The sequence below is a fragment of the Microbacterium oxydans genome (assembly GCF_000956405.1).
Classification (GTDB): Bacteria; Actinomycetota; Actinomycetes; order Actinomycetales; family Microbacteriaceae; genus Microbacterium; species Microbacterium oxydans_C.
This window is the reverse complement of the sequence record NZ_JYIV01000020.1, coordinates 22,331-34,665: the sequence shown is the minus strand read 5'-3', so window position 1 is coordinate 34,665 and position 12,335 is coordinate 22,331. Positions and strand designations below refer to the sequence as shown.

13 protein-coding genes are annotated in these 12,335 nt (G+C 68.7%); 5 read left to right on the top strand and 8 right to left on the bottom strand.

Translation table 11 applies throughout. From position 1 onward, the window contains the following. The first annotated feature begins 64 nt into the window (after nt 1-64). On the top strand, nt 65-1,150 hold the full coding sequence (locus RN51_RS05130) for a tartrate dehydrogenase (protein ID WP_045262977.1): 1,086 nt from the start codon (nt 65-67) through the stop codon (nt 1,148-1,150). A gap of 33 nt (nt 1,151-1,183) precedes the next feature. Here RN51_RS05130 and RN51_RS05125 read toward each other — a convergent pair whose 3' ends face one another. From RN51_RS05125 to RN51_RS05115, 3 genes are all read right to left on the bottom strand, one after another. Continuing rightward, nucleotides 1,184-1,621 carry a VOC family protein gene (locus RN51_RS05125; RefSeq protein ID WP_045262976.1) on the bottom strand — a complete coding sequence of 146 codons (438 nt, stop codon included), beginning with the start codon at nt 1,619-1,621 and terminating at the stop codon, nt 1,184-1,186. A 39-nt stretch (nt 1,622-1,660) separates the two neighbouring features. After that, nucleotides 1,661-2,011, bottom strand: a complete 351-nt coding sequence (locus tag RN51_RS05120; protein WP_045262975.1) for a TraR/DksA family transcriptional regulator — start codon at nt 2,009-2,011, stop codon at nt 1,661-1,663. A gap of 106 nt (nt 2,012-2,117) precedes the next feature. Further along, complete coding sequence (locus tag RN51_RS05115) at nt 2,118-4,664, bottom strand: MMPL family transporter (RefSeq protein ID WP_045262974.1); 2,547 nt, start codon at nt 4,662-4,664, stop codon at nt 2,118-2,120. Nucleotides 4,665-4,733: 69 nt separating this feature from the next. Here RN51_RS05115 and RN51_RS05110 point away from each other — a divergent pair, with 69 nt between their 5' ends. Together RN51_RS05110 and RN51_RS05105 are read left to right on the top strand one after the other, a co-directional pair. Then, entirely contained in the window at nt 4,734-5,306 is a 573-nt protein-coding gene (locus tag RN51_RS05110) for a TetR/AcrR family transcriptional regulator (RefSeq protein WP_045262973.1), read from the top strand. A gap of 63 nt (nt 5,307-5,369) precedes the next feature. Continuing rightward, nucleotides 5,370-5,795 (top strand): DUF6389 family protein, encoded by a 426-nt coding sequence (locus RN51_RS05105; protein WP_045262972.1) that lies wholly within the window; start codon nt 5,370-5,372, stop codon nt 5,793-5,795. A gap of 51 nt (nt 5,796-5,846) precedes the next feature. Here RN51_RS05105 and RN51_RS18515 read toward each other — a convergent pair whose 3' ends face one another. From RN51_RS18515 to RN51_RS05085, 5 genes are all read right to left on the bottom strand, one after another. Next, nucleotides 5,847-5,990: a hypothetical protein gene (locus RN51_RS18515; protein WP_164734066.1), complete on the bottom strand. Its 144-nt coding sequence runs from the start codon at nt 5,988-5,990 to the stop codon at nt 5,847-5,849. Beyond that, the gene (gene purL / locus RN51_RS05100; RefSeq protein ID WP_045262971.1) at nt 5,987-8,320 is read right to left on the bottom strand and encodes a phosphoribosylformylglycinamidine synthase subunit PurL; all 2,334 of its coding nucleotides are present in this window, start codon (nt 8,318-8,320) and stop codon (nt 5,987-5,989) included. The genes RN51_RS18515 and purL overlap by 4 nt, the downstream gene beginning before the upstream one ends. Nucleotides 8,321-8,434: 114 nt before the next feature. Continuing rightward, the gene (locus tag RN51_RS05095) at nt 8,435-8,815 is read right to left on the bottom strand and encodes a type II toxin-antitoxin system VapC family toxin (protein ID WP_045262970.1); all 381 of its coding nucleotides are present in this window, start codon (nt 8,813-8,815) and stop codon (nt 8,435-8,437) included. Beyond that, entirely contained in the window at nt 8,812-9,066 is a 255-nt protein-coding gene (locus tag RN51_RS05090; protein WP_052674589.1) for a type II toxin-antitoxin system prevent-host-death family antitoxin, read from the bottom strand. The genes RN51_RS05095 and RN51_RS05090 overlap by 4 nt, the downstream gene beginning before the upstream one ends. A 181-nt stretch (nt 9,067-9,247) precedes the next feature. Continuing rightward, entirely contained in the window at nt 9,248-10,201 is a 954-nt protein-coding gene (locus tag RN51_RS05085) for a helix-turn-helix transcriptional regulator (protein ID WP_045262968.1), read from the bottom strand. Nucleotides 10,202-10,305: 104 nt separating this feature from the next. Here RN51_RS05085 and RN51_RS05080 point away from each other — a divergent pair, with 104 nt between their 5' ends. Beyond that, on the top strand, nt 10,306-10,752 hold the full coding sequence (locus RN51_RS05080) for a VOC family protein (RefSeq protein ID WP_045262967.1): 447 nt from the start codon (nt 10,306-10,308) through the stop codon (nt 10,750-10,752). Between the two features lie 344 nt (nt 10,753-11,096). Continuing rightward, nucleotides 11,097-12,284: a MalY/PatB family protein gene (locus tag RN51_RS05075; protein WP_082066427.1), complete on the top strand. Its 1,188-nt coding sequence runs from the start codon at nt 11,097-11,099 to the stop codon at nt 12,282-12,284. Nucleotides 12,285-12,335 lie beyond the last annotated feature (51 nt).

Genomic DNA, 12,335 nt, shown 5'->3' with positions numbered 1-12,335 from the left:
TGGTCGCATCCGACCACGATTCACAACAAGTTGCGCCATTCGAACCTCCACTGGAAGGAACCCCATGACGACCACCCACCGCATCGCCGTGATCGCCGGAGACGGCATCGGCACCGAGGTCATGCCCGAGGGGCTGCGCGTGCTGCGGGCAGCGGCTGACCGCTTCGGCATCGCGCTCGAGTTCGAGGAGTTCGACTTCGCAAGCGCCGCGTACTGGCAGGAGCACGGACAGATGCTGCCGGACGACTGGTTCGAGACTCTGCGCGGATTCGATGCGATCTACTTCGGAGCGGTCGGTTGGCCCGATGTCGTGCCCGATCACGTGAGCCTGTGGGGGAGCCTCATCCAGTTCCGTCGCGCCTTCGACCAGTACGTGAATGTGCGGCCGGTGCGGCTGATGCCCGGCGTGGTCTCTCCACTGGCAGGTCGGGTACCGGGTGACATCGACTTCTACGTCGTGCGCGAGAACACCGAGGGCGAGTACTCGTCCATCGGCGGGCGCATGTTCGAGGGCACAGACCGCGAGTTCGTGCTGCAGGAGACCGTGATGACCCGCACCGGCGTCGACCGGGTGCTGCGCTACGCCTACGACCTGGCGCAGAAGCGCGACGCGAAGCATCTGACCTCGGCCACCAAGAGCAATGGCATCTCGATCTCGATGCCCTACTGGGACGAGCGGGTCGCCGCGATCGGTGCCGACTACCCGCAGGTGCGGCGCGACCAGTTCCACATCGACATCCTCACCGCGAACTTCGTGCTGCACCCCGACTGGTTCGACGTGGTCGTGGCGAGCAACCTGTTCGGAGACATCCTCTCCGACCTCGGCCCCGCGTGCACCGGCACGATCGGCATCGCCCCGAGTGCGAACATCAACCCCGAAGGCCGCTACCCCAGCCTGTTCGAGCCCGTGCACGGGTCGGCGCCCGACATCGCGGGCAAGGGCATCGCGAATCCGATCGGCCAGATCTGGTGCGGAGCCATGATGCTCGAACACCTCGGCTACGACGAGGCCGGTGCCGCCGTGCTCGCCGCGATCGAAGAGGTGCTCGCACGAGGAGCGGACGCTGCGCCGTTCACCCCCGATCTCGGCGGCACGGCCTCGACGACCGACCTGGGCAGCGCGATCGCGGAGGCCATATCGAGGGGCTGACGGTCCAGCGCGGGACTCGCAGGTGCGGGATGGTCAGCTCTTCGTGAGGTCCTGTGCGAACATCAGCAGGATGCCGCTCGGGCCGCGCAGATAGGTGAGCTTGTAGACGTCTTGGTAGTTCGCGACACCGCGCAGCGGGCGGTATCCGTGTCGGGCGGCGATGGCCAGCGACTCGTCGATGTCGTCGACCGAGAAGGCGATGCGGTGCATGCCGATCTCGTTCGGCCGTGTCGGCTCCGTGTCGATCGCGTCCGGATGGATGTACTCGAACAGTTCGATCTGGCCGTGTCCGTCGGGGGTCTGCAGCACGGCGATCTTCGCGTGGTTGCCGTCGAGGCCGACCGCGGTCGAGGCCCACTCTCCGCTTACCTCGTCTCGACCGAGCACGGTGAGGCCCAGGTCGGTGAAGAAGGAGATGGTGGCTTCCAGGTCGCGCACCGCGATGCCGACGTTCTCGAGGGTGATGGGCATGGGTGGGATGCTACTCGCGATCGTCGCCGCCGTCAGGGGCTATCGGCCGAGCTTCTCGGCGCACGCGACGCAGTACTCGGCGAACGGTCGTGCCTCCAGGCGCCCCGCGGGGATGGGGCGCCCGCAGTTCGCGCAGATGCCGTAGGTGCCGGCGTCCACTCGTGCCAGTGCGTCGTCGACCTGCTGCAGCTCGCATGCCGCCGCCTCGGCGAGGCCGGTCAGGCGGGACCACTCCGACGACAGGGTCACGCCTTCGGGGTCGTGCTCGTCGTCGTCGTTCGAGCCTGCGCGGTCGTGGGTGAGCTCGTCCAGTACCGCCGCAGTCGCCCGCACGCGTGCTTCGGCGTGCGCGCGCAGTGGGAGCAGGCGTTCCCGGACATCGGCGGTCATCTGCCCACTCTAGGCACCCCATCCCGGGGCGCGTTCGAATCGCGCGAATGGTTCCATCTGAGGGCCAGATGGAACCATTCACGCGATTCGAACGTCGAGGGTGCCGTCAGTCGGAGGTGCGGGTCGTCGGCACCGAGTCGGTGGTCGTCGGCACCGCCACGGCCTTCATGCCGGGGTGGTCGCGTTCGAGCGCTGCGCCCTCCATGTCGACGTTGGGCAGGATGCGGTCGAGCCAGCGCGGCAGCCACCAGGCCGAGCGTCCGAGCAGGTGCATGAGCGCGGGCATCAACAGCATCCGCACCACGAACGCGTCGAGCAGCACGCCGAACGCGAGCCCGAATCCGATCGAGCGGATGATCGTCGACTCCGAGAAGATGAACCCGCCGAAGACCGACACCATGATGAGGGCCGCGGCGATCACGACCGAGCGCCCGGCACGGAAGCCCTGGGCGACGGCATCGCGGGCGGAGGCGCCGTGCACGAAAGCCTCCCTCATGCCGGAGGCGAGGAACAGCTGGTAGTCCATCGCGAGCCCGAACAGGATGCCGACGAGGATCACGGGCAGGAAGCTCAGGATAGGCCCGGTGCTGTGCAGCCCGATGATCTCGGCACCCCAACCGAACTGGAACACCGCCACGATCAGGCCGTAGGTCGCGAACAGCGAGAGCACGAAGCCACCCGTCGCGATGATGGGCACGAGCAGCGACCGGAACACCACGATCATGATGAGCAGCGAGAGGCCGACGACGACCACGAGGTACAGCGGCAGCACCCCCGCCAGGGCTTCGGAGATGTCGATGTTGATCGCGGCCTGACCGGCGACGCCGAGGGTGACCCCCTCCGCGACGGGCGACATGGAGCGGAGGTCCTGCACGAGCCGCTCGGTCGACGCGCTGTTCGGGCCTTCCTTCGGCACGACCTGGAACGCGAGCAGCGTGTTGTCGTCGGAGGTGGCGATCGGGGCGACCGCAGCCACATCGTCCTGGTCGGCGATGGCCTGCGCGATCGTCACCTGCGTGGGGAGCAGGTCGTCGTCGCTGACCGCTTCGTCGAGGGTCGCGGTCACGAGCAGGGGGCCGTTCGCGCCCTCGCCGAACTGCTCGTCGACGGTCTGGAAGGCGCGGTAGCTGGTCGAGTCGCTCGGCTCGCTCGATCCGTCGGGCAGTCCGAGTCGCATCGACATGGCGGGGATCGCGATGATCAGCAGGGCGACGACGCTCACGAGCGCGGTGACGACGGCGCGGAGCGTCGACATGCGCTTCACCGGCTTGCCCGCGGCGTGCTCCTCGCCGATCGTGGTGCGCGCGCGACGGCTGAGCAAGCGCGTGCCGACGAGGCCGAGGATGGCGGGGGCGAGGGTGATGGCGACGAGCACGGCCACGGCGACGCACACCGCGCCCACCGTGCCCATGAGGCCGAGGAAGGGCACGCCGGTCACGTTGAGGGCGAGGAGGGCCACGATCACGGTCGTGCCGGCGAACACGACGGCCGTGCCGGATGTGCCCGTCGCGAGGCCGATGGATTCCCGCACCGGAACTCCCGCGAGCAGCTGCTTGCGGTGTCGGTTGACGATGAACAGCGAGTAGTCGATGCCGACGGCGAGACCGAGCATGACGCCCAATACCGGTGTGACCGACGCCATGTTCACCACGCCCGAGAAGGCGAGGGAGGCCGTGACGCCGACGCCCACGCCCACGATGGCGGTGACGATCGGGAGGGCGGCGGCGATGAGGGAGCCGAGCATCACGATGAGGACGATCGCGGCGAACGCGAGGCCGACCGCCTCGCCGACACCGAAGATCTCCGGCACGCCCTGCGCGATGTCGGTGCCGAAGTCGACCTCGACGCCGTCGATGGGTGAGGACGCGAAGTGGTCGATGGCGTCCTGCTTCACCTCTTCGGAGAGTTCGAGGCGCGGGTCCACGAACGAGATGTTGACGATGGCGGTCGAACCGTCGTCGGACACCACGCCGATGCCGTCGGCCAGGTCGAGCAGGGTCGAACCCAGTTCCACCTGGTCGGCGTTGTCATCGAGGGTGATGCGGGACTGGTCGAGCTGCGCGTTCTGCGCGGAGACCTGAGCCAGTTGCGCGTTCACGGCGGCGATCTGGGCATCGAGGGCTGCGAGTTGTGCGGATCCGGCTCCGGACTGCTCCGCCTGGGCGCGAGCGTTCGTGAGCTGCGTGAGCCCGGCCTCGAGCTGTGCGCGACCGTCGTCGAGCTGCGTCTGGGCGGCATCCAGCTGGGTGCGGCCGTCGGCGACCTGTGTCTGGCCGTCTGCGAGCTTCTGCGCCTGCTCGTCCTGCTGCTTCTGGGCGTCGAACGGATCGATCACTCGCGCGACGCCGTCGAGGTCTTCGGCGCTCACGGCGAGGTCCGAGATCGCCTGCTTCTGCTCGTCGGTGAACGGTGATCCGTCCTTCGTGCTGTACACGACCGTTCCGGTGCCGCCGGCGGTGTCGGGCAGCTTGTCGGCGAGCTCATCGGTCACGGCTCCGGACGCAGTGCCGGGGATGTCGAAGCTGTTGCTCAGCGTGCCGCCCAGGGTGAGGAACGCGCCGATGCCGAGGCCGAGGATCAGCACCCACGACACGATCACCGTCCATGCCTTGCGCGCAGCGAACGAACCCAGACGGTACAGCAGTGATGCCACAGTGGTCTCCTTCAGACTCGAAGATCATACGGCACGTCTCGTCTAGCGATCTGTGGCTATCCTGAACGGATGGCGAACGAGCATCGAAGCGGCCCCGTGCGCAGCACGGCGGCGCGCGAAGCGATCCTCGATGCGACCTCCCGACTGTTCCACGCGCAGGGGTACGACCGGCTCACGATCGAGGGCATCGCCAAGGAAGCCGGGGTGGGCAAGCAGACCATCTACCGCTGGTGGCCGTCGCGTGGTGCCCTGATCGCCGACTGCCTCGTGGACGGGCGGCTCATCCCCGTCGATTTCGTCGTACCAGACACGGGTGACCTGTCCTCCGACGTCGAGACCTGGTTGCAGTCGGTGTTCTCGATCCTCGCCTCCGCACAGGGTCAGGCGCTGCTGCAGTCACTCGTCGCCGCTGCCGCCGAAGACGCGGCGGTCGGCGCGCATCTCGGGAGTAGCCTCGGGGTCGAGCAGCATCTCTCCGAACGGCTGCGTGGGGGGATACGCGACGGTCAACTGCCGGAGGACGCCCCGGTCGCACAGATCGGACGCGCCATCCTGGGCGCGATCATCGTGGACTCGCTCGGGCGGGAGAGCCGCGGCCCCGACGGCATCGTCGACCTGGTCCACTACCTCTTCACGCGCTGAGGTCGGCGCCTGACGGTGCGGGGTATTCGCCCGTCGTGACGGATCGCTGTCTACTCTGGTGGCATGCACACCAGCGATTACCGTGCGCGACTGATGCGCGTCCTGGCTGCGTCATCCGACCACGTCGCCGGGAAGCTCCGGCGTTTCCAGGACGCGGCCACCGACGCGGTCGCGATCGACCTCTTCCTAGGGCAGGACGGCGAGGGGCCGTTCGATGTGTGGGTGCGGTTCACGGGTGACGACGCGTTCGTGCTCGACCGTCGTTTCGACGACGAGCGGCAGCTCTTCGGTGTCGACTGGGGCGAGGAGGGGTGGGAGCCCGACGTACCGCCGCGTCCGCAGGGGTGGAGCTGGGAAGACCTCGAGGATGCGGTGTTCGAGACCGTCGCGGAGTGGCTCGAGCCGCTCATCCCGGAGGGCGATCAGGTCTGGGAGCTGACCTCCGTGGACGGGGTGGCGGAACCACGCCGGCTCCACGCGCAGGGCTGACCGCGCCGACGGAGTGCCGCTCGATCGGAGCCCGAGTCTGCTGTTCCCGACTCAGCCGAGGAGCAGCGTCAGCACGGTCGCGCCGCCACCGCCGAGGATCAGCGCGATGATGACGGTCCACGCGACGATGCGCATGCGCCGGTTGCGCTTCTCGCCGAGGTCGCCGTAGTCCTCGCTGAGACCGTCGTTGCTCATGCGCTGACCGCCTCGGTGACGGTCGGGCCGAAGTACGACGGCAGCGTGGCCTGCGAACGCTCGCGGAGTTCGGCGGCCGTCACGGTGAAGACGTCCTGCACCTCGAGCTTCGCGCCCTCGCTGTCGGTCACGCCGATGCGCATCACCGGGTAGCCGCGGCCTTCGCAGAGTCCGCGGAACTTCACGTCGTCCTCGCGCGGAACGGTCACGATCACGCGGCCGGTCGACTCGGAGAACAGTGCCGTCGCGGCGTCCACGCCATCGCGCTCGATAATCTCGTTGAGCCAGACGCGGGCGCCGACGCCGAAGCGCATGACGCCCTCGGCCAGAGCCTGCGCGAGGCCACCCTCGGACAGGTCGTGCGCGGAGGAGATGAGCCACTCGTCACGGGCCGCGGCGAGCAGGCCGGCGAGGCGCTTCTCGCCCGCGAGGTCGACCTTCGGGGGCAGACCGCCGAGGTGCTGGTGCACGACCTCGGCCCACGCCGAACCGGAGAGCTCGGTCGAGGTGGTGCCGAGCAGGTAGATGTTCTGCCCCTCGTCCTGCCAGCCGGACGGGATGCGGCGGGAGACGTCGTCGATGATGCCGAGCACGCCGACCAGCGGGGTCGGGTGGATCGGCACGTCGCCGGTCTGGTTGTAGAACGAGACGTTGCCGCCGGTGACCGGGGTGCCCAGCTCGTAGCAGCCGTCAGCCAGGCCGTCGACGGTCTGGCCGAACTGCCACATGACCTCGGGGTTCTCGGGAGAGCCGAAGTTGAGGCAGTCGGTGATGGCGGTCGGCACGGCACCGGTCACGGCGACGTTGCGGTAGGCCTCGGCGAGCGCGAGCTGTGCGCCGGCGTACGGGTCGAGCTGGCAATAGCGGCCGTTGGCGTCGGTCGCGACCGCGAAGCCCAGGCCGGACTCCTCGTCCACGCGGATCATGCCGGCATCGTCGGGGAAGCTCAGGGCCGTGTTGCCGAGCACGTAGTAGTCGTACTGGTTCGTGATCCAGCTCGTGTCGGCGAGATTCGGGGAGGCGACGAGGGCGAGGAACTGCTCGCGCAGCGTCTCCGCGTCGTTCGCGCGCGGCAGGTTCTCGGCGGCGTCGGCCTGTAGGGCGTCGATCCACGTCGGGTAGGCGACCGGGCGGTCGTAGACGGGACCGTCGACCGCGACGGTCGAGGGGTCGACGTCGACGATGCGCTCGCCCTGCCAGTCGATGATGAGGCGTCCGTCGCCGGTGACCTCGCCGAGCACGGAGGTCTCGACCTCCCACTTGTTCACGACGGCCAGGAAGGCGTCGAGCTTCTCGGGGGCGACGATCGCCATCATGCGCTCCTGCGACTCCGACATGAGGATCTCCTCGGCCGTGAGCGTGGGGTCGCGCAGCAGCACGTTGTCGAGCGACACCTTCATGCCGCTGTTGCCGTTGGCCGCGAGCTCGCTGGTCGCGCACGAGATGCCGGCGGCGCCCAGGTCCTGGATCGCCTCGACGAGCTCGCCGCGGTAGAGCTCCAGACAGCACTCGATGAGCACCTTCTCGGCGAACGGGTCGCCCACCTGCACAGCGGGGCGCTTGGTCGGGCCACCGTCGGCGAACGTGTCGGAGGCCAGGATGCTCGCGCCGCCGATGCCGTCGCCACCGGTGCGGGCGCCGAACAGGACGACCTTGTTGCCGACGCCGGTCGCGTTGGCGAGCTTGAGGTCTTCGTGACGCAGCACGCCCACCGCGAGCGCGTTCACGAGCGGGTTGGCCTGGTAGACGCTGTCGAAGACGGTCTCGCCGCCGATGTTCGGAAGGCCCAGGCAGTTGCCGTAGAAGCTGATGCCGCTGGTCACGCCGTGCACGACGCGGGCGGTGTCTGGATGGTCGATCGCCCCGAAGCGCAGCGCGTCCATGACGGCGACGGGGCGGGCGCCCATCGAGATGATGTCGCGGACGATGCCGCCGACGCCCGTGGCCGCGCCCTGGAACGGCTCGATGAACGATGGGTGGTTGTGCGACTCGGCCTTGAAGGTCACGGCCCAGCCCTCGCCGACGTCGACGACGCCCGCGTTCTGGCCCATGCCCACCATGAGGCGTTCCTTCATCTCGTCGGAGACCTTCTGGCCGAAGCGGCGCAGGTAGTTCTTGCTCGACTTGTAGGAGCAGTGCTCCGACCACATCACCGAGTACATCGCCAGCTCGCCCGAGGTGGGGCGGCGGCCGAGGATCTCCTTGATGCGCGCGTACTCGTCGTCCTTGAGCCCGAGGGCGCCGTACGGCTGCTCCTTCTCGGGGGTCGCGATCGCGTTCTCGACGGAGTCGGGGACGTGCTGGGGGGAAGGTGCAGGGGCGGTGGTCACGCGCACTCCAAAGGAAGGGGCCGGCGGGGCAGGTTCAGTCTACCGGCGCGGGTGGGGACGCTCTCGCGCGGGCTGCGGAGTCAGAGTCGGTCACGGAGGACGGCGGCACTGCGCTCACGAGAGGTCAGCGAGAGGAAGTCCATGCGCGCGTGCCGCCGCCGCGAGTTCGTCGTCATAGGTGAGAACGGACGTGACCACGTCGCTCAGCTCGATCGCTGTTGCCAGGTGCAGGGCATCGAGAGTGCGCAGGCCGCTGCGGAGGCGGATGGCTCGGGCCATCGTGTCATCGTCGAGGGAGACGAGCGCGACTCGATCGAGCAGGTCATCAGCGCTTCCGTGATCAAGAGAACGTCGATCTGCCACGGCGTGCAGCTCGACGGCGAGGAGTCGGGAGGCGACGAATTCCGCTCCGGCGCCGAAGGCCTCGACGATCGCCGAGGTCTCTGCTTCGAGGACGAGTGCCTTCACAGCAGCCGAGGCGTCGAGGTAGATCACGCGCTGTCCGCGCGGAGGTCTCGAAGGACCTCTGCGGTCGACATCGTGTCGGGAACCGGGGCGTTGGTGAGAGGCCCACTTTTGGTCGGGAGCGTCACGCGCCCGCTGGCGATCATGCGTGTCCATGCCGTCTCAGCGGGCGGCGTCAGCTCCGCGATCGGACGCCCACGATCCGTCACCGTCAGATGCTCGCCCGCGGTGACGCGCGCCAGCACCCGCGCGGTCTGCTGATTGAGTTCCGTCTTCGTCACTGTCCCCATCCTTCGACTCTACGGTGTAACTAGTAGAAGTACTAGATATGTGCGGTGAGGGCCTGATGCATCTCCCCGCAGATCCTTCGTCCTCGAGCCAGTCAAGCGAACGGGGAGGTGGTGTGGCCGCGATCGAGGAGGTTCTTCCGGGAAATGGGGATACCTTCCGCGAATGGGTGGTTCAGGAGGACGAGTCGCCCGCCGCGGTGAAGCGCTGCGCCAGGACTCCCGCCGCCTCCCGCAGCGCTTCCGGTCCGACGACGGCGAACGGCGCGTCGAACCGGGCGACCGAGGCGAGTACCCCCACCCACGACCAGGATCCGACCGTGACGCGGCATGACCCGTCGGCGAGCTCCTCCAGCTCCCCGTCGCCGACCCAGGGAGCGATATCGCGGGCAGGGAGCGCGATCACGACCTCGCCTACGCACGGCCATCGGTCTTCGGTCGTCGACCCTTTGGCCCGGGCGGCGAGGTATGTCTGCGCATCCGCGGCGGGCATGGGTCTCGGGGTGAACGACGGGCCGGTCGGGATCCGCGGTGTCATCCTGTCCAGGCGGAACGTGCGCCAGTCGTCGGCCTCCAGGTCCCAGGCGAGCAGGTACCACCGTCCCTCGCGAGCTACCACCGCGTGCGGCTCGGTGCGACGGGCCGGGCGGTCGCGGTCGGGGCCGTAGTCGAAGCGGAGCATCTGCCGGTCGCGGACGGCTGCGCTCGCCGCCTCCAGGACGGCCGGCTCGACGCGCACTTCGGCGGCGGTATCGGCGAAGCGGATGCCGTCCACTCGATGTCGCAGTCGGGACGGCATCACCTGGCGCACGGTGGCGAGGGCTCGGGCGGCGCCCTCATCGATGTCGATCCCGCTCGAGGGAACCGTCTGCAGGGCGACCGCGATCGCCACGGCCTGGTCGTCGTCGAACAGCAGCGGCGGGAGCTCCGACCCTGCCGCGAGACGGTAGCCGCCGTCAGGTCCCTTGATCGCACTGATCCGGTAGCCGAGCGTGCGCAGCCGGTCGACGTCGCGGCGTACAGTGCGCGGGCTGACCTCCAGGCGTTCCGCCAGTACGGACCCCGGCCAGTCGCGTGGGGTCTGCAGCAGCGACAGCAGTGCGAGCATGCGTGACGAACTCCCGGTCATGCGATTCAGTCTGCCCGAAGTAGAGGACAGGAACCGACCGCTACTCCTGTGATCGTGGTCGTCAGTAGGTCCCGATCGGCGGGGCCCGTGACGAGGAGAAGACCATGACCATCACCACGACGACGCACCTGAACTTCCGCGGCACCGCCCGGCACGCGCTTGACTTCTACCAGTCCGTGTTCGGCGGGCAGGTGACGGTCGCCACCTATGGACAGTTCGGTATGCCCGAGGGTGTTCCCGGGTTCGACAAGGTCGTGTTCGGGCAGTTGGACGGTGCCGTGAGCCTGATGGCGTATGACATCCCGGGTGAGGACGAGCAGGACCCCACGACGACAGCGGGAACCACGCGCCGCGACAACGGAATGACCATCACCGATCGCACCTTCTTCCAGTCCCTGCGCGCCGACTCGCTCGACGAGGTCCAGCGGTACTGGGACGGGCTCGCCGAGGGCGCGACCGTGATCGAGCCGCTTGCCGCATCGGCGTGGTCGGCAGGTTTCGGCATGCTCACCGACCGTTTCGGCGTGACCTGGGTGCTCGACGTCGCCTGATCCGGACGGCCGGACTTCCCGGCCCTCCGGCCCCCCGGCTCCCGGCCTTCCCCGAACAGATGCATGAACATCGGACGGATGCATGAGGAGTTCTTGCGTATCTTCATGCATCCGTCCGATCCTCCGGCAATCGCGTCCGGCAGGCGTCCCGGCGGGCGAGCGGGCAGGCAGGCGTGCCGCGGGGCGGAGCAGGGTGTCACGGATCGACACGCGAAATGCGGCGGGGCGTGGGCGTCCGTAGATTGGACTGGTCCCGCTGCGAATGGAGTTCCCCGTGTCCGAGATCCGCGTCCTGCGTCTTTCCTGTATCGACGCCGCCGGCTGACTCGGCGGGAACCCAGACCATGACCTCCGCCTCTCCCGCGCACCCGTTCGACGCCCGTACCCGCCTGTTCCTCGACCGGCCGCAGAGCCGCAAGTGGAGTCTGCACCCAGGACGGATCGGCGCCTGGGTGGCGGAGATGGACTTCGGAGTGGCGCCCGAGATCGCGGAGGCACTGCATCGCGCGATCGACGACGAGAACCTGGGCTACCTGTCACCCCCGCAGGCTGCGGAGCTGGGTGAGGCGACGGCCGAGTGGATGCGCGACGAGTACGGCTGGGCGGTCGATCCCGAACGCGTGCATCCGGTCTCGGACGTGATGGCGGCCCTCGGTGTGGCGGTGCAGGAGTATGCGCCGGCGGGTTCGCCCGTGATCGTGCCCACGCCCGCGTACATGCCGTTCCTGACGTATCTGCCTGCGATAGGGCACCCGGTGATCGAGGTCCCCGGCGTCGAGGTCGACGGACGCTGGCAGCACGACCTGCAACGCATCGATGAGGCGTTCGCCGCCGGGGCGCGGACGCTCGTGCTCTGCAACCCCCACAACCCGACGGGCACGATCGTCGGGCGTGAGGAGCTGGAGGCGATCGCACAGATCGTCGAACGGCGCGGCGGGCGGGTGTTCGCGGATGAGATCCACGCCCCGCTGCGTTATGACGGTGCGCCGTTCGTGCCCTACGCGTCGGTGTCGGAGGCGACGGCCGCACACACGGTCACAGGTACGAGCGCCTCGAAGGCCTGGAACATCCCAGGGTTGAAGACCGCGCAGCTGATCACCTCTAACGAGGCCGACCAGCAGCTGTACAAGCGGTTCGGCTTCGCGGTCCAGCACGGTGCGGCCACCCTCGGCGTGGTGGCCTCGACGGCGGCGTACCGGTCGGGCAAGTCCTGGCTGACGGAGGTGACCGACTACCTCGACGGTTCGCGTCGGCAGCTCGCAGCCCTGGCGCAAGAGCACCTGCCAGGCGCTGTGTACCGTGTGCCCGAGGCGACGTACATCGGGTGGATCGACACATCGGCGCTGGGTATTCCGGGGCCGCCGGCCGAGTTCTTCCGCGAGCAGGCCGGGGTCGTCCTGACCGAGGGGCGCCTGCTCGGACGCGGTGCCGAGGGGCACGTGCGGGTGGTCTTCGCGACTCCGCGCCCGATCCTGGAAGAGGCGTTCGCGGCGATGGGTGACGCAGTGCGTCGGGCGGGTCTTCCGGTCTGAACCGGTCTCGCTCGGGCGATGGTGCGGGGGCTGTCAAGCCCCTCTGTCGTG

Excerpts from the sequence above, each read along its gene's own strand:
- RN51_RS05080 (WP_045262967.1), top strand. The coding sequence starts at position 10,306 with ATGACCATCACCACGACGACGCACCTGAACTTCCGCGGCACCGCCCGG.
- RN51_RS05110 (WP_045262973.1), top strand. The coding sequence starts at position 4,734 with ATGGCGAACGAGCATCGAAGCGGCCCCGTGCGCAGCACGGCGGCGCGC.
- RN51_RS05120 (WP_045262975.1), bottom strand. The coding sequence starts at position 2,011 with ATGACCGCCGATGTCCGGGAACGCCTGCTCCCACTGCGCGCGCACGCC.
- RN51_RS05105 (WP_045262972.1), top strand. The coding sequence starts at position 5,370 with ATGCACACCAGCGATTACCGTGCGCGACTGATGCGCGTCCTGGCTGCG.
- RN51_RS18515 (WP_164734066.1), bottom strand. The coding sequence starts at position 5,990 with ATGAGCAACGACGGTCTCAGCGAGGACTACGGCGACCTCGGCGAGAAG.
- RN51_RS05085 (WP_045262968.1), bottom strand. The coding sequence starts at position 10,201 with ATGACCGGGAGTTCGTCACGCATGCTCGCACTGCTGTCGCTGCTGCAG.
- RN51_RS05075 (WP_082066427.1), top strand. The coding sequence starts at position 11,097 with ATGACCTCCGCCTCTCCCGCGCACCCGTTCGACGCCCGTACCCGCCTG.
- RN51_RS05125 (WP_045262976.1), bottom strand. The coding sequence starts at position 1,621 with ATGCCCATCACCCTCGAGAACGTCGGCATCGCGGTGCGCGACCTGGAA.
- RN51_RS05130 (WP_045262977.1), top strand. The coding sequence starts at position 65 with ATGACGACCACCCACCGCATCGCCGTGATCGCCGGAGACGGCATCGGC.